We start from the raw sequence: 24,502 nt of genomic DNA, 5'->3' as shown, positions 1-24,502 counted from the left end.
GCTTGCGGGGCGAGGGAGCCCACCGCATTTGTGGTAGCTCGTATCCGATGACGACCACAGCCCGCCTTTACAGCCCCGCCTTCCAGTTGATGCCATTGTCGGCCCAGGTCGGGTAGGCCCGCGTCACCGGAAGCTTCGCTTCCTCGGCGGGCGGCGTCAGCATGATCGGGAATTCGACCTCGGCGTGCTCGCTCGCGTCCTTCAGCTCGCCAGCGTCATGCATGACGTGGTCGCCGGCGAGCTTGCCCGCGGTCCAGCGCCACAGGCTGCGAATCTCCTGCGCCGACTTGCCGGCCGCATCGAACTCGCTGACGCCGAGACCGGCGGCGAGGGCGTCCTGGTGGTCGTTGCGCATCATGATGAAGGGCTGCGCCAGCACCTCTGCGATGTCGCGCGGCGCGTCGGCGTCGAGCGCAGTCGTCGCATCGGTGACGCGATGGCCGCCGCGGATCGGGGCCTGGTTGAGCACGAAGGCAAACGGCTTGCGCCAGGCGCGCACGACACTCAAGGTCGGTGCGGTCGCTTCGATGTCGGCGACGCTCGGACGCGCCGGAATGAGGCACAGATTGCAGTGGCGGATCGCGGCCGTCGTGGACGCCGTGATGCCGGCCCCGGTGTCGATCACGCAGAGGGTGACGCCGTCGCGGGCCAGCGCTTCGAGGCGAGGCTCGATCGTCTTGGCATCGTAGACGGCTTCGACGATCGGCTCGCTCGCGGCGCGGCGCGCCTGCCATTTGGTCAGCGTGCCCTGACGGTCGGTCTCGATCACGCGCACCTTGTGGCCGGCCTGCTGGGCCGCCACGGCCAGACCAATCGCCAGCGTGCTCTTGCCGCTGCCGCCCTTCTGCGTGGCCAAAACGATCGTGTACATCGGGAGACAGTCCTTCGGATGTTGACGGAACTTATGAGAACGCCAAAGCTGAGCGCATCGCGATCGCGGTGCAGAGCTATTCTCGCTCAGGACAGTCCCGGCCCGATCCAACTCATGAAGAGCGATCGCGGTGGTCCGAATCAGCACGCCGACAAAACTGTTCGAACTATTTCACGCTCGGCCTGTGCCTGCACAGACCGGTTGACTACGGCGGGAGCCGTTCCGAGTTGATAGCAAGGTGCTAGGAAGTTGAGTGGCAGCGAGCCGCGGGCGAGCGATCGGCATCGCCGAGCATCATCCCATGCAGTCGCGATGCTGCACGTCCGATCCCCGCCGGCCGCCGTTGGGCCCTTAATTTTTTCTAAAACGACATGCTTAACATTGCGTAAACGCCGCCGCGCCGCAGGGCGCGGCGGCATGATCGCGATGCCGGACCGGTTTGGCGCAGGCGCTACTTCCGCACGCAGATCACGCGCACCGTCGCCGCCTTGGCGTCGAGCGAGGTCCCGTCGGGCTTGACGCCATGCGTGGCGAGAAAGGCGCGCGTCGCATCGGCGCTGACCATCACGACCTGCGTCGATGGGATCAGCGCCGTGCCGGCGAGGACGCCGGGCTTGAGCAAGGTGACGCCGGCGAACTTGCCGTCGCCGTCGAGCGCCGCCGCTCCGGAAAAGCCGAGCCCGGGCGCCGGCGCCAGCGAGGCGTCGCCGGCGCCATTGCCGGCGAGCTGCGCCTTGACGGTGCTGATCGCGGCACCGCCGCCCTGGCTCTGCGGATCGGCGATGCCGACGATGTCGACCGACGATTTCGCACTGCCGCCCGACAGCGCCAGCGGCTTCAGGCCGCGCGCGCCGTAGATGCGCAGCAGCGCCAGGCCGCGCTCCTTGTCCTCGGCCACGCGCTCGGCATGGCCGAAACCGGGAATGGTGATCGCCACGCAGGCATCGGTCACCTCGCGATCGGCGATGATGGCGCCGTCCTGGGTAGCGATGATGCCGGTGCCGTAATCGACGCGGCGCCGTGGCGCGGGCTGCGCGGCCAATGTCGACGGAAACGCGGTGAAAGCGCTCGACATCGCGATCACGACCGGCTCGACCGTGTTCTCGGTGGCCTGATCGTAGAGGATGGTCAGGATACGCACCTCGTCGCCCCGAAAGGTGCCGCGGATGTAGAACTTCTTCAGGTTCTGCAGGCCCGAGAGCACGAAGAAGTCGGGCTTCACCACGCTGTAGTCGACGGTGCGGCCGGGCTCCTTCTTCTCGCGGTCGGCGAGCGCCGCGGTGGTCGGGTTCGCCTCCTTGCGGCGTGACAGCACGACCTGCACGGTGCCGGTGGGCGAGGTCCATTTCGAGCCGGTGCCGTCGCTGGTCTGTTGCGGCACCAGCTTTGCGGGAATGCCGAGCCGTGCGCCGCTGACCGGCTCGGTCACGAGCTTCCAGCCGACGCCCTCCTGCTTGCGGCGCGCGGTGTCGGCGAGCACGGCGCGCTCCTGCGGGTTCAGCACGCCGGTCGGCTTGCCGCCGACGAGCTTCTGGTATTCCTTGATCGCGTTGACCATGCGCTCGCTGACGTCGCCGGTGATCGCGCCATTGTACTGGCCGACCCAGGCGAGATCGGATTGCAGCGCGAGCCGCTCGGCCTGGCTCATCGCATTGGCGGTGTCGGCGGGAGCCTGCACGCCCGGGCGCGCCGGCTGGGTCGCGACGGGCTTGGGCTTGGCGCCCGGCGACGCGCCCTGCGGCGTCTGTGCCTGCGCCGACGCGCATGCGGCGATCCCGCAGATGAAGGTTGCCGTGGCCAGCCGTCTCATGACAAATCCCGATGCTCTTGCCGCGCCGCTAAATAAGCACATCTGCTTGGTCGGTCACAATCCGGCGAGGGTTCAGTGCGGAGAGCCGGCGTCTTCGCTACGGGCCGACAATGGGCTGACAGCGGTGCGGCAGCGGAAGGACGGTGTAACGATGCTGAGCGACGAAGAACTGGAGCGCTATGCCCGTCACATCGTGCTGCGCGACGTCGGCGGTCCCGGCCAGGCGGCGCTGAAGCGGGCGTCGGTGCTGGTGGTCGGCGCAGGCGGCCTCGGCGCACCGGCGCTGATGTATCTCGCCGCGGCTGGCGTCGGCACGATCGGCGTGGTCGACGACGACGTCGTGTCGCTGTCGAATCTGCAGCGCCAGGTCATCCATGCGACCCCCGACATCGGCAGACCCAAAGTCGAGAGCGCCGCCGAGCGCATCAACGCGCTCAATCCGCATGTGAGCGTCATGGCGCATCGGACCTGGCTCAATGCCGACAACGCGCTCGATCTGATCGGCGCTTATGATCTCGTGCTCGACGGCTCCGACAATTTCGACACCCGCTATCTCGTCTCCGATGCCTGCTTTCTGGCCGCGCGGCCGCTGATCACCGGCGCGCTCGGCACCTTCGATGCGTCGCTGACGACGATCCGGGCGCATGAGCGGAATGAGAAGGGCCAGTTTAATCCGACCTATCGCTGCCTGTTCCCCGAGCCGCCGCCGCCCGGCACGGTGCCCGCCTGCGCCGAAGCCGGCGTCATGGGTGCGCTCGCCGGCATGCTCGGCTCGATGATGGCGCTGGAGGCGATCCGCGAGATCGTCGGCTTCGGCGAGGGGCTGGTGGGACGGCTCTTGATGCTGGACGCGCGCACGATGCGCTTCGAGACCCTGCGCTATGGGCGCGATCCCGCCAATCCGCTGAATGGTGATGGACCTGTCATTGCGGACTTGAGCGCGCATCGGAAGTGACGGCCGCTTGAGTCGAGAGGCGCGCCACAAATTCACTGTCGTCCCGGACAAGCCCGGCGACGCAACGCGTCGTCGGGCGCCGATCCGGGACCATACTCCGTGTATGCAATGAGGCGCACGGAACGGGTCATCTGCCTGTTCCAGACATCACGCGGTATGGGTCCCCGCGTTCGCGGGGACGACACCGAGTTTGTTGCGCGACCTGGACTCGCATGACGCTCAGCCCGGCTGACCGCGCTCGCTGTCCATATGCACCAACTGCGCCTCCGGATAGCGCTCTCCGGCGGCGACACCAATCGGGAAGGCCTTGTCCAGCGCGGCGAGTTGGACCTCGGTGAGCTTGACGCAGAGCGCGCCGAGCGCCTCGTCGAGACGGTCGCGGCGGCGGGCGCCGACCAGCGGGACGATGTCGTTGCCCTGCGCGGCCACCCAGGCGATCGCGACTTGCGCCGGCGTGGCGCCGACCTCGCCTGCCAGGCTGCGCAGCGTGTCGACCAGGCTGAGATTGCGATCGAGATTGTCGCCACTGAAGCGCGGCGAATGGCCACGGAAATCAGCGGCGTTGGCGCGGTCCTTCGACCAGTGCCCGCTGATCAGCCCGCGCGACAGCACGCCATAGGCGGTGATGCCGATGCCGAGTTCGCGGCAAGTTTGCAGAATGTCGCTCTCGATGCCGCGCGAGATCAGCGAATATTCGATTTGCAGATCCGAGATCGGGTGCACCTTGTGCGCCCGGCGAATCGTCTCTGAACCGACCTCCGACAACCCGATATGCCTGATGTAGCCGGCCTGTTTCAGCTCGGCCATCGCGCCGATCGTCTCCTCGATCGGCACCTTGGGATCGAGCCGCGCCGGGCGGTAGATGTCGATGGCGTCGACGCCGAGCCGCTGCAGCGAATAGGACAGGAAGGTTCTGACAGCTTCGGGCCGGCTGTCATAGCCGAGCCAGCTCTTGTCGGGGCCGCGCAGGGCGCCGAACTTCACGGAGATCTGCACGTTGCGCGGACCGGCGGACGCCAGCGCCTCGCGGATCAGCATCTCGTTGTGGCCCATCCCGTAGAAGTCGCCGGTATCGAGCAGCGTGATGCCGGCGTCGAGCGCGGCGTGGATGGTGGCGATGCTCTCGGACCGGTCGGTGGGGCCGTAGAAGTCCGACATGCCCATGCAGCCTAATCCGATGACCGAAACGTCGGGGCCGGTCGAGCCGAGTTGGCGGGTTTGCATGATCAATCTCCTCTTGCTGGCGCAGGCGGCCTGCTGGCCCGCCCGGACAACGCGGATATCGGCGCATTTCCTCGGTTCGATAAGCTGGACAATTTCGAATGGACTGTTCAACATATCGAACAATGAGCGAGCCGGACCTCCGTGATCTTCAAGCCTTCGCTGCCGTGGCTCGCAGCGGCAATTTCCGCCGGGCTGCGCGCGAGCAGGGCCTCGCGGCATCCAGCCTCAGCCAGCGGCTCAAGGAGCTGGAGCAGCGGCTCGGCGTCCGGCTGCTCAACCGGACCACGCGAAGCGTCGGCCTGACGCAGGCCGGCGAGGCGCTGCTGGCACGGCTCGAGCCGGCGCTGTCCGAGATCGAAGCGGCGATCCATCAGGTGCGCGGCCAGCAGCAGGTCGCGGCGGGGCGCCTGCGCATCAATGCGCCACCGCCCGCGGTCGATCTGGTGCTGGCGCCGATGGTCGCGCCGTTCCTTCAGGCCTATCCGTTGATCGAGCTCGAGATCGTCGCCGACAGCGGCTTCGTCGACATCGTGCAGGCCGGGTTCGATGCCGGCGTGCGCTATGGAGAGCACCTGGCGCAGGACATGATCGCCGTGCCGCTGGGCGAAACGCAGCGCTACGCCATCGTCGCCTCACCGCACTATGTGGCGCAGCATGGCCGTCCCGCGCATCCGCGCGACCTGCTGCAGCATGGCTGCATTCGCACGCGCTTCTCGTCCGGTGCGATGCTGGATTGGGAGTTCGAGAAGGACGGGCAGGTGATCAGGATCGCGCCGCCGGCTCGGCTGATCGCGGTCCAGCTCGGTCTGGCCTTCCGTGCCGCCTGCGACGGGGTCGGCTATTGGGCGACATTCGAGGGACATGTGCGCGATGCGTTGGCGGCTGGCCGCCTCGTCAGCGTGCTGGACGACTGGTGCCCGCCGTTCCCCGGACCATATCTGTATTATCCGAGCCGCCGGCAACCGCCGCCGGCGCTGGCGGCGTTCGTCGCGTTCGTCGGGGAGTGGCGGAAGCGCGCGGGCGCCCCGCACCAGCTGCCGTCCCGGCCTTGAGCCGAGACCCATAACCACCAGCGTGAACGAGACGATGACGACCAGCGATGTCCCACGCGGACATTACGCGGTACGGGTCCCTGCGTTCGCAGCGACGACGCTGATTATGGGGTCGAGTGACCGGCCTACAACATGCTCGGCAGCACGCGGTCCGGCGGGCGGTGGTTGTCGAGGAAGGTCTTGATGTTGATGATGACCTTCTCGCCCATCTCGACGCGGCCTTCGATGGTGGCCGAGCCCATGTGCGGCAGCAGCGTCACCTTGCCGGCCTTGGCGAGCCGGACCAGGCGCGGATTGACCGCGGGCTCGTGCTCGAACACGTCGAGACCGGCGCCGGCGATATCGCCGGCCTCGATCAGCCGCGTCAGCGTCTCCTCGTCGATCACCTCGCCGCGCGCGGTATTGACGATGTAGGCGTCCTTGCGGATCAGCTTCAGCCGCCGTGCCGACAGCAGATGGAACGTCGCCGGCGTGTGCGGGCAGTTGACCGAGATGATGTCCATCCGCGCCAGCATCTGGTCGAGGCTCTCCCAGTAGGTAGCGCCGAGCTCGTCGGCGATCACGGGAGCGACCGGGCGGCGGTTGTGATAGTGGATCTGCAGGCCGAAGGCGCGGGCGCGCCGCGCCACGGCCTGGCCGATGCGCCCCATGCCGATGATACCGAGACGCTTGCCGCCGATGCGGTGGCCGAGCATCCAGGTCGGCGACCAGCCCGCCCAGTTCTTGCCCTCGGTGAGGATCGAGGCGCCCTCGATCAGCCGCCGCGGCACGGCGAGGATCAGCGCCATGGTCATGTCGGCGGTGTCCTCGGTGAGGACCTTCGGCGTGTTGGTGACGGTGATGCCGCGCGCTACCGCCGCCGCGACGTCGATGTTGTCGACGCCGTTGCCGAAGTTGGCGATCATGCGCAGCTTGCAATCGGGCTGATTGAGAATGTCGGCGCTGATGTGGTCGGTGACGGTCGGAACCAGCACCTCGGCGGTGCGCACGGCGTCGGCGAGCTGTTCCTGGCTCAACGGCTCGTCGTCGAGATTGAGCCTGGCGTCGAACAGCTCGCGCATGCGCGTCTCGACCGAGTCCGGCAGCTTGCGTGTCACCACGACGAGGGGCTTTTTCCTACCTGACATGTGCTGCTCTCATGAGATCCTTCAGACCTCATTAACCGGGTTCGCCGAAACTACCGTCGTCGCCTGAGAGCGGCGCTTCCCTGGACTGGTCGTGTCGGATCTCGCAGGTGGGCCGATCCGTCCCTGACAGGGCTTCGCGAGCGATTCTCAGGCGCTTCCTGGCCGCTTGTGTTCGGTCCTGTCTAGCAGAAGGCCCGGCCAAGACAAGAAGCCAACGGCAGGTCGGGACTGGCGCTTTCGGCAAGCCCTCTCCGAGCACGAAGGGGGGCAGCCGGGCGGTTCGATGGGGATCGGGCGAAGGATCGCAACGCAATCCGCTTTGATCGGAGCGCGGGTCGATCCTTTCGAGGGAGAGTGAGTTGAGTAAATTGACGTTGTGGCGTTTCGGTGCTGTCGTGGTGCTGCTGGTCTGTCTGTTCGACGTTGCCGTCGGCAGGGGCGGCGTTGCGGCGAAGGACTCCGTTCTCACCACCAGCGGCCTGCCGGTGCCGCGCTATGTCAGCCTGAAGTCGGATCATGTGAACGTTCGCGCCGGTCCGACCAAGGACAACGACGTGGCCTGGGTCTATACGCGCTCCGGCCTGCCGGTCGAGATCACCGCGGAATATGAGAACTGGCGCCGCGTGCGCGATTCCGAAGGCTCGGAGGGGTGGGTCTATCACTCGTTGCTGTCGGGGCGCCGCACGGCGGTGGTCACGATGAAGAACAAGGACGATCTCGCCCCGATCTACGAGAGCGCCGACGCGACCAGCGCGGTCACAGCGCGGCTGCAGGCCGGCGTTGTCGCGCAGGTGAAGAAATGCGGCAATGGCTGGTGCCGCGTGCTCGGCAATGGTTTCGAAGGCTGGATCCAGCAGCAGCGGCTGTGGGGCGTCTACGCCGACGAGCAGGTCAATTGAAGGCCCAGGTCAGCGCAATGCGCTGACCTCCATCCTGACGCGCTCCCGACACAAAAATGCCCGCAGCGGGTGCGGGCATGGTGCTTCGATGAAGACCTTCCGGAGGCTCAGCGCTTCTTGCGCAGCCGGACGACCATGTCGATCCGGGCGATCTCGTAACCTTCGGGCGCCTCCGGCAGCTTCGACAGCGCCAGATGCTGGTCCGGGATGTCGACCAGCTCGTGGTTGTTCTCAAGATAGAAGTGATGATGGGCGGTGACGTTGGTGTCAAAATACGTCTTCGTGCCGTCAACGCTGACCTGGCGCAGCAGGCCGGCGTCGGTCAGCTGGTTCAGCGTATTATAGACCGTGGCGAGCGAGACCGGAACCTTGGCCAGCGTCGCTTCCTCATAGAGCATTTCGGCGGTCAGATGCCGCGCGCCCTTGCCGAACAGCAGCCAGCCAAGGGCCATGCGCTGGCGGGTCGGGCGCAGCCCGGCCGCCTGCAGCATCTCGTTGACGTCGTGCCATGGGCAGCCATTGAGTGCTGGCTGCCGGCCGTTCCCGAGATCCGGGTTGCCGCGGTCATGACCACTCATCGAGGCGTTGTTGCTGACATCCACTTCAAGCACCGCACAATCTCGCTCTCATCCACAACCGATATAGGAAGAAACCCATTCAGATGCAAGCTTATCGCAACTAACGTATCTAGAACGCTCCTAAACTGCATTTGCCGCCCGGTTCGGGCGCCGGCCCTGGTGCTGCGTCGATTTACCTGGATACGCGCATTGACGCCGCAATCCTCTATGTTAGAGAGCGCCCGGACCCGATTTGCCCTGCCATGGTGAGCGCCGGCGGCCGTGATGGCCATGTGCGCGAATCCAGGCGTCGTTAAGCCCGCCGCTGACAGCGGTCATGTTCGCCAAGTGCGATGGCCCAGCCTTCGTGCCGACGCGATGACCGGCCAGCGCGGCGCGGAAGGGGGCGGCGCGCGGGAAGGGTCCATGTCGCGCGGCACAAATTCCACCGGGGATCGTTGAGAAAGGCCACCAAGCATGCTGGATCGGCGCAGCGCATATGAGTACGAGGACCTGCTGGCCTGCGGCCGCGGGGAGCTGTTCGGCCCCGGCAATGCACAACTGCCGCTGCCGCCGATGCTGATGTTCGACCGGATCGTCGAGATCTCCGAGACCGGCGGCGAGTTCGGCAAGGGTGTCGTCCGCGCCGAGCTCGACGTGAAGCCGGATCTCTGGTTCTTCGGCTGCCATTTCAAGAATGATCCGGTGATGCCAGGCTGTCTCGGCCTCGATGCGATGTGGCAGATGGTCGGCTTCTACCTCGGCTGGACCGGCGGCGCAGGGCGCGGCCGTGCGCTGGGCCTCGGCGATCTCAAGTTTTCCGGCCAGGTGCTGCCGACCGCCCGCAAGGTTGTGTACAACGTCGACATCAAGCGCGTGATGCGCTCAAAGCTGGTGCTCGGTATTGCCGACGGGTGGCTTTCGATGGATGGCGAGATTATCTATCGCGCCAAGGACCTGAAGGTCGGCCTGTTCAAGCAGGGCGCCGCGCCGACTTGAACCGGCAGGCTGCGACCACAGACAGTGCAGCAGGCACGGCTGCAACACAACACACGAGCAAGGTGAGGCGGACATCATGAGGCGGGTTGTCATCACGGGCATGGGCATCGTCTCATCGATCGGCAACAACACCCAGGAGGTGCTCGCCAGCCTGTACGAGGCGAAGTCCGGTATCTCCCGCGCCGAGAAATATGCCGAGCTTGGTTTTCGTTCGCAGGTGCAAGGTGCGCCGACGCTGAATCCCGCCGACGTGGTCGACCGCCGCGCCATGCGCTTCCTCGGCGAGGGGGCGGCGTGGAATCATGTCGCCATGGAGCAGGCCATCCTCGATTCCGGGCTGGAGCCGACCGACGTCTCCAACGTCAGAACCGGCATCATCATGGGCTCTGGCGGGCCATCGACGCGCACGCTGGTGGAAGCGGCCGACATCACCCGCACCAAGGGCCCGAAGCGCGTCGGTCCGTTCGCCGTGCCGAAGGCAATGTCGTCGACGGCCTCGGCGACGTTGGCGACCTGGTTCAAGATCAAGGGCGTCAACTACTCGATCTCCTCGGCCTGTGCGACGTCCAATCATTGCATCGGCAATTCCTACGAGATGATCCAGTACGGCAAGCAGGACGTGATGTTCGCCGGCGGCTGCGAAGAGCTCGACTGGACGCTGTCGGTGCTGTTCGACGCGATGGGTGCGATGTCGTCGAAGCACAACGACACGCCTGCGACCGCGTCGCGGCCCTATGACGTCACGCGCGACGGCTTCGTGATCGCCGGCGGCGCCGGCGTCCTCGTGCTGGAAGAGCTCGAGCATGCCAAGGCGCGCGGCGCCAAGATCTACGGCGAGATCGTCGGCTACGGCGCGACGTCCGACGGCTACGACATGGTGGCGCCGTCGGGCGAGGGCGCTGAGCGCTGCATGCAGCTCGCGCTGTCGACCGTGAAGACCAAGATCGACTACATCAATCCGCATGCGACCTCGACGCCCGCCGGCGATCCGCCGGAGATCGAGGCGATCCGCAAGGTGTTCGGCCGCGGCGAGAAATGTCCGCCAATCTCGGCGACCAAGGCGCTGACCGGCCACTCGCTCGGCGCCACCGGCGTCCAGGAAGCGATCTATTCGCTGCTGATGATGAAGAACGGCTTCATCTGCGAGAGCGCCAACATCACCGAGCTCGATCCCGCCTTCGCCGACATGCCGATCGTGCGCAAGCGCATCGACAACGCCAAGCTCGGCACCGTGCTGTCGAACTCGTTCGGCTTCGGCGGCACCAACGCGACGCTGGTGTTCAAGCAGCTCGACGCCTAAGATTTCCAACAGCACTGGTTTCGTCGGCATCATGGCCGGGCAGCAGCGCGAAGCTCATTCTTCGCACCGATGTCCGGCCATTGGCGTCTCGAAGGCGGAACGATCATCCTGGCTGGGTCGATCCCGGCATGACGAAGGAGAGACATCATGCAGGGACTGATGGCAGGCAAGCGCGGCCTGGTCATGGGCATCGCCAACGACCATTCGATCGCCTGGGGCATCGCCAAGACGCTGGCTGCGCATGGCGCCGAGATGGCCTTCACCTATCAGGGCGACGCGCTCGGCAAGCGCGTCCGTCCGCTCGCCGACGAGCTCGGCGTCAAGCACGTGTTGCCTTGCGACGTCGAGGACATCGCCAGCGTCGACGGCGTGTTCACCACATTGCGCGAGGCCTGGGGCGGGCTCGACTTCGTCGTCCATGCGGTCGCCTTCTCCGACAAGAACGAGCTCAAGGGCCGCTACGCCGACACCTCGCGCGAGAATTTTGCGCGCACGATGCTGATCTCCTGCTTCTCCTTCACCGAGATCGCCAAGCGCGCCGCCGAGCTGATGCCGGAAAGCGGCGGCAGCATGATCACCTTGACCTTCGACGGCTCCAACCGCGTGATGCCGAACTACAACGTGATGGGTGTCGCCAAGGCCGCGTTGGAAGCCTCGGTGCGCTATCTCGCCGCCGACTACGGCCGCCGCAGCATCCGTGTCAACGCGATCTCGGCCGGCCCGGTGCGCACGCTGGCGGGCTCGGGCATCGGCGATGCCCGCTTCATGTTCGCCTTCCAGCAGAAGCACTCGCCGCTCGGTCGCGGCGTGACCCTGGAGGAGCTTGGCGGCTCGGCGCTCTATCTGCTGTCGGAGCTGTCCGGCGGCGTCACCGGCGAGATCCACTACGTCGATTCCGGCTACAACGTGATCTCGATGCCGCGCCCCGAGGATCTCAAGGCGGACTGACCTCCGCGCGCATCGGCGGTATCAGGGGAACGCGAGACTCCGTCCCCCGATCGACCCAAATTTTCCCAGTTGAAGACAATGTTCCTGAACGGCTAATCAGGAAGCATTGGCGCAACTCGTGTTGGTTGTTGCGACGACGCTGCGATGCATCATGACCGGTGCATCGGCCGCGGCCGTCAGCCAGCCGCTCGCGCCGGCAGCAAGACAAGTCGTGGGGGCGATTGATGCTGCGTTCGAAGGCCCGTGTCATCGCTCTCTGCGCGATGACCGGCATTGCGCTTGTGGCAGGGGGCGTCGGGCCGGCGCAGGCGCAATCGAGCGTCTGGGACTCCACGATCTCCAACACCAGCTGGTATGTGCCGACGGCGCAGCTGCTCGCCTACATGTCGCCGAAGACGGGCTTCTCCAATCCGGTCCCGATCGGTGACCAGACGTTGTGGACCTTGGGCACCGCGAGCAACGGCGCCTTCACCGGCACCAGCGTCGCGCAGCTCAGGATCGGGCTGGCGCTGCTGACGGACACCTCGACCATCCAGGGCTTCGTCACCACCAGCGGCCAGATCACCATGCTGTTCACGCCGACCGGCGGCGGCACTGCGACCGTCGGACTCGGCTATATGCGCAACGTCAACGGCGTGACCAGCATGGAAATGCAGATGATCACCGGCGACAGCCTGCTGGTGACGCATTGGGCCTACATGCTGCCCTATGATCCCGCGACCTTCACGCCGCCGCCGTCGGCACCGGTGCCGGCCAACTCCGTGCCGCAATGGGCGTGGACCGCCGGCACGCCTTGGCGGATCGTCAGTCCGACGTTGTTCGGCACGCAGGCGCCGGGCCGTTTCGTCATCACCAACTATCAGAACGGCTATTTCTGGGGTGCGGGCGTCGCACCGCCCGGCAGCGCCGCGGCAGGCTTCACGCTGCTCGGCTCGGTGACTCCCGAGGGCAGCGTGCTGTTCAACACCCTCTCGCGCGGCACCCTGACCAGCCTCTATGGCACGGCGAGCGGCAACGCCGCGGGCGCGCAGATGCTGGTGTCGACCTACGACCTTACCGGGAATTTGACTGGAGGACTGGCGACGATGTCGCTGATCCGGCCTTATGCGGATACGCTGCGGTCTGCGGGCGGCCGCGTCGGACTGGAGGCGGCTGACGTGCTGTACCGGCTGTCGATGACGTCGGCCGGCTGGACCGGATCGATGGTCTCAGGCTTTGCCGCACTCGACAATCTCGACGGCCCTTCTCTCGGCGCTGCCGTGAAGCAGACATTGCCGGTGTTGACCGGGGCGGCCTCGCAGGCGACCCATGTCAGCCAGCAGGCGTTCCGGCAGACGATGACCAACAGGCTCGACGATGTCGGCAGCATCGGCTGGGCCGCTGGTCGCAATGTCTGGATGCAGCCTCTCGGTAGCACCGCGCAGCAGACGGGACGCGATGGCGTTCCCGGCTATGACGCCTCCGGCGGCGGTCTGGCGTTCGGCGCCGACGTCGCAGTCTCGTCCCGCGCCATCATTGGCGGCGTTCTCGGTTATTCTCATCACACGATCACCGGAAGCGACGCGGCCGTGCCGAACCGCCTCGGTCTCGCCTCCTATCAGCTCGGGCTCTATGGAGCCTACGCCATCACCCGTGATGTCCTCTTCGACTATCAGCTCGATGGCGGATCGACCGATAACGGCGAAAACCGGTCGCTGAGCTTCATGGGCGCATCCGCCGGCGGCAGCTATCGCTCCTACAGCGGCCATGCCGGCGCAGGCATCAAGACGCGCATTCCGCTGCAGGACGGATTCGCGCTCGTTCCAGCACTGCGCCTGGACTACGGCACGGTTCGCAGCAATTCCTACGGCGAGAACGGTGCCGGCGGCTTCAGCCTCAACGTCGATCCTCAGATTTATCAGGAGCTCGTGACGACGGCGCAGCTGAAAGCGGTCTACGCGCCCACCAGGCAGATTCGTCTGACCAGCGATATAGGCGTCGGCTACAACACGCTGAATCAGCCATTGCAGATCCGCGCGACGTTCTCGGGCGGCGGCGAGAGCTTCGTCACCCACGGCCTCGGCCTGTCGCCATGGATCTATTCGGCGGGCCTTGGTCTTGTGGCCGCCGGCAACGACCGGCTCGACCTCAGCATCCGCTATGGCATCAACGCGACATCGTCCGGTCTCGTCCAGCAGTCGGGCCACGCGGTGCTGAAGATCAGGCTGTGACGCGCCGAGCTCGTCGTTCTATTCGCGCCCGAAATAGGCCGGCAAGCGCTGGTCGAGCCGGAATTTGAGCATCGAACGCGCCATGTCGCGCAGCACATTGTTGTTCGCAGCCTCCGGCGGCGAAGCGGGGAATGCGGAGTTGTCGACGTCCCCGGCGTGAGACGGCGGTCCGACGCCGGACGTCAGCCGTGAGAGCAGCGATCTGGAGCTCGTGGCAGGCTCGCGCGTCTCGAACGTCGCGCCGTCATAGAGCTGGATATCGATCATGGTGAAGACGTGGCTGATCCGGCCGAATCCCTCGCCCCGGTTGATGACACCGACGCCGGTAACCTCGTCGTTTGTCGAGGGTTCGCTGTCGGTCCGGCGGGTGATCACGAGGTAGCGAGCGCACCCTGCCGTGCCGGCCACCTTCCTGACGATGGGCGTGAGCTTTCCGTTCTCGGCCTTGACCGGTGGCGACTGATAGAATGGATCGAATGCGCCCTTGGGGACGCTGATGCGGCGGATCCCGCTATCACCCGCGGCTGCCTTCACGCGCGCGTAGACGATGTCGTCGAAACCCCAGGACACCGGCACTTCGGCGTACTCGTTGCCCAGGCGGGTCATGCCGTTCTTCTGCACCGTGAAGACATCGCCGAGCGCGGCGATCACCCCGACCTCGCACGGTCCGCCCTCGCGAAGGGCCGTCGTCGGCTTGGCTGCCTTGGCAGCGGTGCCCGCGGTCTTTGGCGCTGTTTTGGCATTCAGCGGCGCCGGCGCCGATTGCGCCAGGGCATTGGTGCATGACCAGATCACGGCCATGAACAGCGGCGCCAGTCGGCGAGAGATTGTCACTGGGAGAGCTCGTCGCATAAGGGAGAGGATTGGGCCAATGAAGCTCGTTCGAACCGTGTGAACGCGGGCGACGGCATCATTCGATCTTCAGATAGCTCGGCAGGTCGCGATCGAGCTTCGCCGCGACCAGAGTACGCAGCCGCTCGCGCAGGGCGGTGCTGGAGGCCGCAGCCGCGAGAGGCTCGGGGAAGTCGGCATTGTTGAGCTTATTGAGAGGATCCTCGGTGAGCCTCATGGTCTCGGCCAGCCTGGCGCCGGTATCCGCCGAGAACGAGCTGATCTTCTCGTAGGATTGGCCGTCGATGAGCGTGATGTTGACGTTCGCAAACAGATGCGAGTGCCTGAGGATCGATCCGACCCCCTGATTGTAGGCGCCGATGCCTCTGAGCCTCAGGGTGGTGTTGGGAATGGTCGTCTCGAACCTGGTGACGACGAGGTAGCGTGCGCAGTTGGCATTCGTGGTGACGTTGCGAACGATCGAGGCCAGGCTCTCCTTCGGATCGGGCAGGAAGCGCGACGTCGGATGGTAGTAGGGCTCGAACGCGCCTTTCGGATAGCCGATCCTGTGCACGGCCGGGTCGCCGCCGGTGGCCGCGCGCACGCGCGCCATGGCGAGGTCGTCCAGTCCCCATCCCGGCAACGTGACTTCGTCCTCTTCGATTTCAAACACGGTGAGGCCGAACTTGCTGACGGCGAGCTGGTCGCCGAGTGCGGAAATGACGCCAAGACGGCACGGACCGCTTTCGATGGCGCCTGGTTTCGCCATCGCCTTTGTCTTTCCGGAGGGTTTCTTGGCCGCGGGGGCGGCCTTGGGCGCCGTTGCTGACGGAGCCTGGGCCCAAGCCCCGGTTGCGAAGGCAGCGGCGAGGACGACGAGCGCAAGACGACGGATCGGCAGGAGCGGCACGGACATGGGGACGGTTCGAGAATGCGAGGTCGTCGGGAACTCGAACTTAGTTCGCCTGCGAAGGGGCACGCAACGGTTTCCGGTCGCCACGCGCAAGATTTGCGCTTGCACGCTCTGCGATCAGGAGGCCGCCGCCTGACCGTCACGCTTCCAGCGATAATATTTCATGATCCGGCCGTGCAGCGGGTCAGCTTCCTCCTTTTCCAGCACGAAGCCCTCGCGCTCGTACCAGCGCCACGCCTTGTCGTTGCCCTTCGCGCAGCGCAGCCACACTTCGTCGGGGAGCAGCTCGCGGGTGAAGGCGAGCAGCCGGCGGCCGAGCGAGCGGCCCTGATGGGACGGGGCGATCATCAGCTGGTCGAGATAGAGCGTGGGGACGTTGATCGCGAGCATCGCCGCGAGGCCGCCGCGGTCGTCGGCGACATACAGGCTCCAACCGCCGGCGACTTCACGCGGCACGCGCTCCCTGAGGACCGCGAGCAGCCTCTCGCTCTGCGCTTCCAGGCCCGTCGAACACCAGCTCTCCATCCAGAGCCTGGCGACGGCGTCGTATTCGTCCGGACGGGCAGGGCGGATGATAGGATGGTGCATGTGGGTGACCTTAAGCGGGGTGACGGCCTCTGCATCCGCAGCCGTGACCCGGGACGCGCGAGGGTGCGCGACCAATAGGACAACAAAAAAGGGCGGCCCGAAAGCCGCCCTTTGTATTTCATTCGAAGGGGACGCCGGCTTTACTCGCCAGCGGCTTCGCGCGCCTCGGCGGGCGCGTCCTTCTGCTTGGCCTCGAGATCCTCGCCGGTGGTCTGGTCGACCGCCTTCATCGACAGCCGGGTCTTGCCGCGGTCGTCGAAGCCGAGCAGCTTGACCTTGACCTTGTCGCCTTCCTTGACGACGTCGGTGGTCTTCTGCACGCGCTTGTCGGCGAGCTGCGAGATGTGCACGAGGCCGTCGCGGGTGCCGAAGAAGTTCACGAAAGCGCCGAACTCCATCACCTTGACGACGGTGCCGTCATAGATCTGGCCGACCTCCGGATCGGAGGCGATCGACTTGATCCACTTGATGGCGGCCTTCATCGCCTCGCCGTCGTTGGAGGCGACCTTCACGGTGCCGTCGTCCTCGATGTTGACCTTGGCGCCGGTCTTCTCGACGATCTCGCGGATCACCTTGCCGCCGGTGCCGATCACTTCGCGGATCTTGTCGGTCGGGATCTTGAAGGTCTCGATGCGCGGCGCGTATTCGCCGAGCTCGGCGCGCGCGGCGGTCAGCGCCTTGGACATCTCACCCAGGATGTGGATGCGGCCTTCGCGAGCCTGGCCCAGCGCAACCCGCATGATCTCCTCGGTGATGCCCTCGATCTTGATGTCCATCTGCAGCGAGGTGATGCCGCTCTCGGTGCCCGCAACCTTGAAGTCCATGTCGCCGAGATGGTCCTCGTCGCCGAGAATGTCGGACAGCACGGCGAAGCGGCTGCCTTCCAGGATCAGACCCATCGCGATGCCCGCGGTCGGCCGCTTCAGCGGCACGCCTGCATCCATCAGCGCCAGCGAGGAGCCGCAGACGGTGGCCATCGACGACGAACCGTTGGACTCGGTCACCTCCGACACCACGCGCGTGGTGTAGGGGAACTCGTGGTGCGGCGGCAGCACCGGGTGGATGGCGCGCCAGGCGAGCTTGCCGTGGCCGATCTCGCGGCGCTTGGTGCCGCCGAGACGGCCGGTTTCACCGACGGAGTAGGGCGGGAAGTTGTAGTGCAGCAGGAACGTCTCCTTGTACGTCCCCGACAGCGCGTCGATGTACTGCTCGTCCTCGCCGGTGCCGAGCGTGGTCACGACCAGCGCCTGGGTTTCGCCGCGGGTGAACAGCGCCGAACCGTGGGCGCGGGGCAGCACGCCGACCTCGCAGACGATGTTGCGCACCGTCTTGGCGTCACGGCCGTCGATGCGCTTGCCGGTGTCCAGGATGTTCCAGCGGACGATCTTGGCCTCGAGCTCCTTGAACACGGCGGCGATCCGGAGCTTGTCGTATTTCGGCTCCTGCCCCTCAGGGAAGAAGTGGGCCATCACCTTTTCCTTGACGGCGCCGACGGCAGCATAGCGCTGCTGCTTGATCGGAATCGCGTAGGCGTTGCGCAGGTCCTGCTCGGCGATCCCAAGCATCTCCTTCTCGATCGCGCCGTTGTCGATGATCGCGACGTCGCGCGGCTCCTTGGCGGCCTTCTCGGCGAGCTCGATGATCGCGTTGATCACCGGCTGGAAGTGGCGGTGACCGAACATCACCGCACCGAGCATGATGTCCTCGTTGAGCTCCTTGGCCTCCGATTCCACCATCAGCACGGCGTCCGAGGTGCCGGCGACGACCAGGTCGAGCTGGGTGTCGGCCATCTCGTCGAGGGTCGGATTGAGGATGTATTCGTCATTGGCGAAGCCGACGCGGGCCGCGCCGATCGGACCCTTGAACGGAACGCCCGACAAGGTCAGGGCGGCCGACGCGCCGACCAGCGCCACGATGTCCGGATCGTTCTCCATGTCGTGCGACAGCACGGTCACGATGACCTGGGTCTCGTTGCGCCAGGCATCGACGAACAGCGGGCGGATCGGCCGGTCGATCAGGCGGGAGACCAGCGTCTCCTTCTCGGTCGGACGGCCCTCACGCTTGAAATAGCCGCCGGGAATGCGGCCCGCGGCGTAGGTCTTTTCCTGATAGTCGACGGTCAGGGGCAGGAAGTCGACGCCTTCGCGCGGCGCCTTGGCGGCGACGACGGTCGCGAGCACGACGGTCTCGCCATAGGTGGCGACGACGGCGCCGTCAGCCTGACGGGCGATCTTGCCGGTTTCCAGCCTGAGCGGACGCCCACCCCAGTCGATCTCGACGGAATGCTTGGTAAACATGGGTATCTTCTTTCATGAGATGATCGAAGGCAGACCCCTCGGAAACAAAAAAACCATGCGCAAGATTGCAGGGCGCTGGAAAACGATCAGCGCCCTGCGATCCTGCCATGGTTTTCTTATTTCGGATGGCGTCCATCCTTCTCGTAAATAACGGGCACCTTGCCCGTTACGCCCAGCGGCCGGATTGCTGCTGAGGCGTACTGCATGGTCCGGGCAGGATCAGGCGAAGAGCGTATCTGCCTCTTTCCAGACCCAGCCGGACCGCACGATCCCGGACTCGCGAACGCCGCGATCGAAGCGGCGTCCTCGGCATCATGCCATCAACGCGCGCAATACCGCGCGCGCCCATTCCAACGCGAAGCTCAACGACGGATGTTGTGCTTCTCGAGCAGCGCCTTGTAGCGCGCCTCGTCGTTCTTCTTCAGATAGTCCAGCAGCGAACGGCGGGTCGACACCAGCTTCAGGAGGCCGCGGCGGGAGTGGTTGTCCTTGCCGTGGGTCTTGAAATGGCTGGTCAGGTTGTTGATGCGTTCCGACAGGATCGCAACCTGCACCTCGGGAGAACCGGTATCACCGGCCTTGGTGGCGTTCGCCTTGATGATTTCCGCCTTGCGCTCTGCGGTCACCGACATCGTCAGTCTCTTTCGTTGCGACCGGAGCTGGCAGTCAGTCCGGTCAGGTTGAACACGCGCTTGGGGATGAGTTCGCCATTGCCAATTTCGGCAAGCGCCAGAAGGCGGCCTGCGACCGTGACATAGACTGTGCCGCTACTATTGGGCGCATCCCGTCCGCGCAACAAAACGGCCTGGCCCCTGTGGAGCCTTGCCGCATCAGCCCGAGTGACGGCCAGTGCCGGGATGTCGTCCAGCGCGGTCTCAACGGGCAGGAGTGCGTCGGCGAGGCTTCCCTCACCGGACGCGGCTCTATTGCACAAAGCCTCCAACTGTTCCAGCGGAATCATGTCGTTCTCGGTAAACGGACCCACCAGGGTCCGTCGGAGCGCGCTGATATGGCCGTAACAGCCGAGGAGGCGGCCCATGTCGCGGGCCAGCGCCCGGACATAGGTTCCCTTGCCGCATTCCGCCTCGAATACCGAATGGTCGGGGTCGGGCTGGTCGACGAGGGTCAGTTCATGGATCTCGACCGGGCGCGGCTGGAGCTCGACGACCTCGCCGTCGCGGGCGAGATCATAGGCGCGCTCGCCCTGGATCTTGATCGCGGAATAGCGCGGCGGCGTCTGCTCGATCCGGCCGGTAAATTGCGGCAGCAGCGCCCGGATCGCCGCGGCATCCGGCCGGCCGTCGCTGGTCTCGACGACCCGTCCTTCGGTGTCGTCGGTATCGCGCTCCTCGCCCCAGGTCACGGTGAAGCGGTAGCGCTTGCGGCCGTCCATCACGAAGGGAACCGTCTTGGTGGCTTCGCCCAGCGCGATCGGCAGGCCGCCGGAGGCGAGCGGATCGAGCGTGCCGGCATGGCCGGCGCGCTTGGCCTGGAACAGGCGCTTCACCACCGCCACGGCCTGGGTCGAGGTCATGCCGATCGGCTTGTCGAGCACGACCCAGCCATGGACGTCGCGACGATCGCGGCGCGGCTGGTTGCCCTGACCGTTCCCTTGGCGCGGCTTGTTGCGCGGATCGTTGTTGTCGCGCGGCGGGCGTCCGTCGGCCGAATGGATCGTCTTGGCCGCGGTCGGTTCGGCGCTCGGCGCGTCGACAGTGCCGGTTTCGGGGGGAATGGTCATCAGCTCTCTTCCGAATCCGAATTGAGGTCTCTCTGCACCGCGGGTGTTCGCAGTAATTTCTCGATCCGTTCCGCTTCGTCGAATCGCTCGTCGACGCGGAAGCGGATGTCAGGTGCAAATTTCAGGTTAACGCGCCGCGCGATGTCGCCGCGCAGGAACTTCTTGTTGCGCTCCAGCGCCGTGAGCACGACGTCCGTATCCTGTCCGCCGAGCGGCATGATGTAGATCGTGGCGAGCTTCAGGTCGGGCGACATGCGGACTTCGGGCACCGTAATGATGTGTCCCTCCAGGTCCGGGTCGTGCACGTCACCGTGGCTGAGAATGTCGGCGACAGCGTGACGCACGGTCTCGGCCACGCGCAACTGACGCTGCGAGCCGCCGGAAGCGGCGCTTCCCCTCTGGTGATGGCGAGGCATTTTTCAAAAATCCAATGGATCGTCGCCCGGCGTGAGCACGGGCGAGAGGATCATTCTGATTGAGTTCAACGACGCTTCGTTAAGTTCAAGAGGCGCGGCGATTCCGCAGGTGCACGGAATCGCTGCTCGCTCGAATTGCAGCGCTCTGTAGGATTCGGACTTACAGCGAGCGCTGGATGGTCTCCACGCGATAACACTCGATGACGTCGCCGACACGCATGTCGCCGTAGCTCTCGAAGGCCATGCCGCATTCCTGGCCGGCCTGCACTTCCTTCACTTCGTCCTTGAAGCGCTTCAGGGTCGACAGCTTGCCCTCGTGAACGACGACGTTGTCGCGGATCAGGCGGACATTGGCGCCGCGTTCGACAGTGCCGTCGGTGACGCGGCAGCCGGCGACCTTGCCGACCTTGGAGATGTTGAACACCTCCAGGATCTGCGCATTGCCGAGCATGGTTTCCCGAAGCGTGGGGGCCAGGAGGCCGCTCATCGCCTTCTTCACGTCATCCACGAGGTCGTAGATGATGTTGTAGTAGCGGATCTCGATGCCGTTGCGCTTGGCGAGTGCGGCCGCTTCCTTGTTGGCTCGCACCGAGAAGCCGATGATCGCGGCGTTGAAGCCTTCGGCCAGCGTGACGTCGGACTCGCTGATGCCGCCGACGCCGGCATGCAGGATGCGGGCGGCGACCTCCTCGGTGCCGAGCTTCTCCAGCGAGCCGAGAATGGCTTCCAGCGAGCCCTGCACGTCGGCCTTGATGATCAGCGGGAATTCCTTGCGGCCCACAGTCTTCAATTGCGACATCATCTGTTCGAGCGAACCGCGCATGCCGGAGATCGAGGCTGCCGCGTTCTCGCGCTTCTGATGCGCGCGGTAGCTGGTGACCTGGCGGGCACGGGCTTCGTTCTCGACGACGGCGAGACGATCGCCAGCTTCCGGCGGACCGTTGAAGCCGAGCACCTCGACCGGCACCGACGGGCCTGCCTCCTGCAACGTCTCGCCCTGGTCCGAGATCAGCGCGCGGACGCGGCCCATCTCGGCGCCGGCGACGATGATATCGCCGACCCGCAAGGTGCCGCGCTGAACCAGCACGGTGGCGACCGGACCGCGGCCGCGATCGAGCTTGGCTTCGATCACGGTGCCTTCGGCCGGGCGATCCGAATTGGTCTTGAGGTCGAGGATGTCCGCCTGCAACGCGATCATCTCGAGCAGACGATCGAGATTGGTCTTGTTCTTGGCGGACACCTCGACGTCGACGACCTCGCCGCCCAGCGATTCGACCTGAACCTCGTGCTGGAGCAGCTCGGTGCGGACGCGCTCGGGACGGGCGTCGGGCTTGTCGATCTTGTTGATCGCCACGATCATCGGCACCTTCGCCGCCTTGGCGTGATTGATCGCCTCGATCGTCTGCGGCATGACGCCGTCATCGGCCGCGACCACCAGCACGACGATGTCGGTGACCTTGGCTCCGCGGGCGCGCATCGCGGTGAACGCGGCGTGGCCGGGCGTGTCGATGAAGGTGATCTTCTTGCCGGAATCCGGCGCGGTCACCTGATAGGCGCCGATGTGCTGGGTGATGCCGCCGGCTTCACCCGAGACCACATTGGCGTGGCGCAGCGCGTCGAGCAGCGAGGTCTTGCCGTGGTCGACGTGGCCCATGACGGTGACGACCGGCGAGCGCGGCTCGGTGTCGGTCGAATCGTCGACGACGTCGAACAGGCCCTCCTCCACGTCCGAGGCGGCGACGCGCTTGACGGTGTGGCCGAGTTCTTCCGCGATCAGCTGCGCGGTGTCGGCATCGATCACGTCGGTGATCTTGTGCATCGCGCCCTGGCGCATCAGCAGACGGATCACGTCGACCGCGCGCTCCGACATGCGGTTCGCCAGCTCCTGGATGGTGATGGCTTCCGGAATCGTCACCTCGCGGACGAGCTTCTCCTTCTGCTCGTTGGCGGCATGGCCCTTCAGGCGCTGGGTGCGGCGGCGGAACGACGCGATCGAGCGCTCGCGCACATCGTCGGCCGTGAGCGCCGTGACCACCGTCAGGCGGCCGCGCTGCTTCTGCGGGCCCGGCTTGTGCGTGGTCTTCGGCGGCGGCGCGGGACGTGCGGCTCCGCCGGGACCCCTGCGGATCTGGCGCGGACCCTCATCCTCGTCCGGACCGGCGGCAACCGCCGCCGGCGCGCGGCCGAGCGGACCGCCGGCGGCAGGACGGGCGCCGGCCGGGCGTGCGCCCGCCGGCTGAGCGCCACCGGGCCGCGAGCTCGGACCACCAATCTGCTGCGGCCGGCTGCCCGGTGCGCCGACGGGCCTGCCGGGGGCGGGCGTCGAGCGGGCCGGTGCGGCTGCGGCGGGCTGGGGCGCGGATGTCGCCGGACGGGGCGCCTCGCCTTCACCGAACCGCTTCTTGGCTTCGAGCTCGGCCTTGCGCTTGGCTTCCTCTTCGTGACGGTGCCGCTCTTCCTCGGCCTTGCGGCGCGCCTCGGCAGCCTCGCGCTCGGCGCGTTCGGCGGCTTCGCGCTCGGCGCGGCGGCGGGCTTCCTCTTCGGCCTGGCGGCGTTCCTCGATGTCGCGCACGCGGGCATCGGCCAGCGCGCTGGCGCGCGCCGAGCGCTCGTCCTCGGTCAGGGTGCGGAGCACGACGCCGGACCCGCCGCGCTGCGACGAGCCGGATGGGCGCGGTCCGGATGAGCGCGGCGATGGCGGGGGCGGCGGCGCCTTGGCGACGGTCGGCTCCGGTGCATGCGGAGCATCGGGCCCCCCATCGCCGACGCGGCGCTTGCCGCGCTTCTCGACCACCACCTGCTTGCTCCGGCCATGTGGGAAGCTCTGGCGTACCGTGCCGGTCTCGACGCGCGGCTTCAGCGTCAAGGTCTTGCTCGGGACACTCAGTTTCTTGTCGCCCGGAGTGTTGTTGTCGGCCATTCAGTCGTCCTAATCTCGTTACCAGCGTGCGGGCTACCGCACCGTCTCATTCGTGCAATCGTCGCGATGTCTTCGTAGCTATGGCTTCAAAGTGCTATGTCTTCGAAGTCGAAGCAGATTTCGTGGCCGCGGTTCCGGCAATCTTGTCAGCGTCGGCCGACCGGTATCGGACCAGTGTCTGGCTGCGCGACAGGAATGTCCTGCTCGCCGGGCCTGCGAGCACGGCAGCATGTATCACATTTGAGCGCCCAAGTGCCAAATCCAATTCTGCCGAAGTGAGACAGCAGATGATCGGAATTGTCGGGGCTTGGTCCTGACCCCCGTCGTTCGGCCGCAACAGCGCGTCGAGCTTGCGGATCCCGTCGGCTGCGCCGTCCGCGGCATGGACGAGGGCTGCCAATGTCGACCGTGATGGCCGCTGCGACAGCGCCGCTTCCACCTTGGAGAAACCGGAGACGACCTGACCGGCCTTGGCGGCAATCCCCAGCGCTTCGATCGCGCTGCGGGCCAGCAAGGCTTCCAGGTCTTCGGCAAGGGTTGGCGGGACGCGGACGTTGGTCTTGAAGCCCCGGCTGAAATGGTGACGCCGCACCGCCTCCGCAACCGCCTGGCGCGAGGCGGTGATCCACAAGCCCCGTCCGGGCAGCTTGCGCTTGATGTCGGGCACGACCTCGCCCGACGGGCCGACGACGAAGCGGATCAGCTCGCCGATCGGCCGCACTTCGCGGCTGACCGCGCACATGCGCATGGTCGCGGACTTCTCGGTCCGCGGTCCATTGTCGAGCTCGGGGTCGGCCAAAGCGAGCATGCGGTGATGCGGCTCCTCATCTCACGCGAGCTGGGT

The 24,502-nt window shown here is 66.1% G+C and carries 21 protein-coding genes; 7 read left to right on the top strand and 14 right to left on the bottom strand.

The genetic code is table 11. The features are described 5' to 3' along the window. Window positions 1-67: 67 nt before the first annotated feature. Together QX041_RS20185 and QX041_RS20180 are read right to left on the bottom strand one after the other, a co-directional pair. The gene (locus tag QX041_RS20185; RefSeq protein ID WP_316166362.1) at window positions 68-871 is read right to left on the bottom strand and encodes a ParA family protein; all 804 of its coding nucleotides are present in this window, start codon (window positions 869-871) and stop codon (window positions 68-70) included. Window positions 872-1,322: 451 nt separating this feature from the next. After that, the gene (locus tag QX041_RS20180) at window positions 1,323-2,681 is read right to left on the bottom strand and encodes a peptidoglycan-binding protein (protein WP_315751769.1); all 1,359 of its coding nucleotides are present in this window, start codon (window positions 2,679-2,681) and stop codon (window positions 1,323-1,325) included. Window positions 2,682-2,832: 151 nt separating this feature from the next. Between QX041_RS20180 and QX041_RS20175 the strand changes: the two genes are divergently transcribed. After that, window positions 2,833-3,636 (top strand): molybdopterin-synthase adenylyltransferase MoeB, encoded by an 804-nt coding sequence (locus tag QX041_RS20175; RefSeq protein ID WP_315716910.1) that lies wholly within the window; start codon window positions 2,833-2,835, stop codon window positions 3,634-3,636. A gap of 219 nt (window positions 3,637-3,855) precedes the next feature. Here QX041_RS20175 and QX041_RS20170 read toward each other — a convergent pair whose 3' ends face one another. After that, window positions 3,856-4,860: an aldo/keto reductase gene (locus QX041_RS20170; protein ID WP_316166360.1), complete on the bottom strand. Its 1,005-nt coding sequence runs from the start codon at window positions 4,858-4,860 to the stop codon at window positions 3,856-3,858. A 122-nt stretch (window positions 4,861-4,982) separates the two neighbouring features. Here QX041_RS20170 and QX041_RS20165 point away from each other — a divergent pair, with 122 nt between their 5' ends. Further along, window positions 4,983-5,912 (top strand): LysR family transcriptional regulator, encoded by a 930-nt coding sequence (locus tag QX041_RS20165; RefSeq protein ID WP_316166359.1) that lies wholly within the window; start codon window positions 4,983-4,985, stop codon window positions 5,910-5,912. A 125-nt stretch (window positions 5,913-6,037) separates the two neighbouring features. Here the strand turns inward: QX041_RS20165 and QX041_RS20160 are convergent, their stop codons facing one another. Then, a complete protein-coding gene (locus QX041_RS20160; RefSeq protein ID WP_315716913.1) occupies window positions 6,038-7,039 on the bottom strand; it encodes a D-glycerate dehydrogenase in 1,002 nt (333 codons plus the stop codon). Window positions 7,040-7,452: 413 nt separating this feature from the next. Here QX041_RS20160 and QX041_RS20155 point away from each other — a divergent pair, with 413 nt between their 5' ends. Beyond that, on the top strand, window positions 7,453-7,938 hold the full coding sequence (locus QX041_RS20155; protein WP_409977910.1) for an SH3 domain-containing protein: 486 nt from the start codon (window positions 7,453-7,455) through the stop codon (window positions 7,936-7,938). Between the two features lie 107 nt (window positions 7,939-8,045). Here QX041_RS20155 and irrA read toward each other — a convergent pair whose 3' ends face one another. Continuing rightward, window positions 8,046-8,516, bottom strand: a complete 471-nt coding sequence (gene irrA, locus QX041_RS20150; RefSeq protein ID WP_315716966.1) for an iron response transcriptional regulator IrrA — start codon at window positions 8,514-8,516, stop codon at window positions 8,046-8,048. A 456-nt stretch (window positions 8,517-8,972) separates the two neighbouring features. Between irrA and fabA the strand changes: the two genes are divergently transcribed. The 4 genes from fabA to QX041_RS20130 all read left to right on the top strand — a co-directional run bounded on the left by fabA (window position 8,973) and on the right by QX041_RS20130 (window position 13,952). Continuing rightward, window positions 8,973-9,494: a 3-hydroxyacyl-[acyl-carrier-protein] dehydratase FabA gene (fabA, locus tag QX041_RS20145; protein ID WP_315716914.1), complete on the top strand. Its 522-nt coding sequence runs from the start codon at window positions 8,973-8,975 to the stop codon at window positions 9,492-9,494. 76 nt (window positions 9,495-9,570) lie between these two features. Then, a complete protein-coding gene (gene fabB / locus QX041_RS20140) occupies window positions 9,571-10,794 on the top strand; it encodes a beta-ketoacyl-ACP synthase I (RefSeq protein WP_315716915.1) in 1,224 nt (407 codons plus the stop codon). A 147-nt stretch (window positions 10,795-10,941) separates the two neighbouring features. Then, window positions 10,942-11,742, top strand: a complete 801-nt coding sequence (gene fabI, locus QX041_RS20135) for an enoyl-ACP reductase FabI (protein ID WP_315751773.1) — start codon at window positions 10,942-10,944, stop codon at window positions 11,740-11,742. Between the two features lie 224 nt (window positions 11,743-11,966). Further along, complete coding sequence (locus QX041_RS20130) at window positions 11,967-13,952, top strand: autotransporter outer membrane beta-barrel domain-containing protein (protein ID WP_316166358.1); 1,986 nt, start codon at window positions 11,967-11,969, stop codon at window positions 13,950-13,952. Window positions 13,953-13,970: 18 nt separating this feature from the next. Here the strand turns inward: QX041_RS20130 and QX041_RS20125 are convergent, their stop codons facing one another. The 9 genes from QX041_RS20125 to QX041_RS20085 form a co-directional block, all read right to left on the bottom strand. Beyond that, window positions 13,971-14,603: a hypothetical protein gene (locus QX041_RS20125; RefSeq protein WP_315825654.1), complete on the bottom strand. Its 633-nt coding sequence runs from the start codon at window positions 14,601-14,603 to the stop codon at window positions 13,971-13,973. Between the two features lie 259 nt (window positions 14,604-14,862). Beyond that, window positions 14,863-15,552, bottom strand: a complete 690-nt coding sequence (locus tag QX041_RS20120) for a hypothetical protein (RefSeq protein ID WP_315825653.1) — start codon at window positions 15,550-15,552, stop codon at window positions 14,863-14,865. 261 nt (window positions 15,553-15,813) lie between these two features. Beyond that, window positions 15,814-16,284, bottom strand: coding sequence for a GNAT family N-acetyltransferase (locus QX041_RS20115; RefSeq protein WP_315716920.1), 471 nt, complete (start codon window positions 16,282-16,284; stop codon window positions 15,814-15,816). 140 nt (window positions 16,285-16,424) lie between these two features. Continuing rightward, complete coding sequence (pnp, locus tag QX041_RS20110) at window positions 16,425-18,581, bottom strand: polyribonucleotide nucleotidyltransferase (RefSeq protein ID WP_316166357.1); 2,157 nt, start codon at window positions 18,579-18,581, stop codon at window positions 16,425-16,427. 362 nt (window positions 18,582-18,943) lie between these two features. After that, window positions 18,944-19,213 carry a 30S ribosomal protein S15 gene (rpsO, locus tag QX041_RS20105; RefSeq protein WP_009025947.1) on the bottom strand — a complete coding sequence of 90 codons (270 nt, stop codon included), beginning with the start codon at window positions 19,211-19,213 and terminating at the stop codon, window positions 18,944-18,946. A 2-nt stretch (window positions 19,214-19,215) separates the two neighbouring features. Beyond that, the gene (truB, locus tag QX041_RS20100; protein WP_315751779.1) at window positions 19,216-20,322 is read right to left on the bottom strand and encodes a tRNA pseudouridine(55) synthase TruB; all 1,107 of its coding nucleotides are present in this window, start codon (window positions 20,320-20,322) and stop codon (window positions 19,216-19,218) included. Next, on the bottom strand, window positions 20,322-20,738 hold the full coding sequence (gene rbfA / locus QX041_RS20095) for a 30S ribosome-binding factor RbfA (RefSeq protein ID WP_315716923.1): 417 nt from the start codon (window positions 20,736-20,738) through the stop codon (window positions 20,322-20,324). The genes truB and rbfA overlap by 1 nt, the downstream gene beginning before the upstream one ends. Before the next feature lie 160 nt (window positions 20,739-20,898). Next, window positions 20,899-23,658 carry a translation initiation factor IF-2 gene (gene infB, locus QX041_RS20090; RefSeq protein WP_315716924.1) on the bottom strand — a complete coding sequence of 920 codons (2,760 nt, stop codon included), beginning with the start codon at window positions 23,656-23,658 and terminating at the stop codon, window positions 20,899-20,901. A 94-nt stretch (window positions 23,659-23,752) separates the two neighbouring features. Further along, window positions 23,753-24,466, bottom strand: a complete 714-nt coding sequence (locus QX041_RS20085) for an RNA-binding protein (RefSeq protein WP_316166356.1) — start codon at window positions 24,464-24,466, stop codon at window positions 23,753-23,755. Window positions 24,467-24,502: the final 36 nt, after the last annotated feature.

The organism is Bradyrhizobium sp. SZCCHNRI2009 (genome assembly GCF_032485115.1).
In the GTDB taxonomy this organism is placed as follows: domain Bacteria; phylum Pseudomonadota; class Alphaproteobacteria; order Rhizobiales; family Xanthobacteraceae; genus Bradyrhizobium.
Note: the sequence above shows the minus strand (reverse complement) of the source record. Positions and strands in the feature narration are given on the sequence as shown.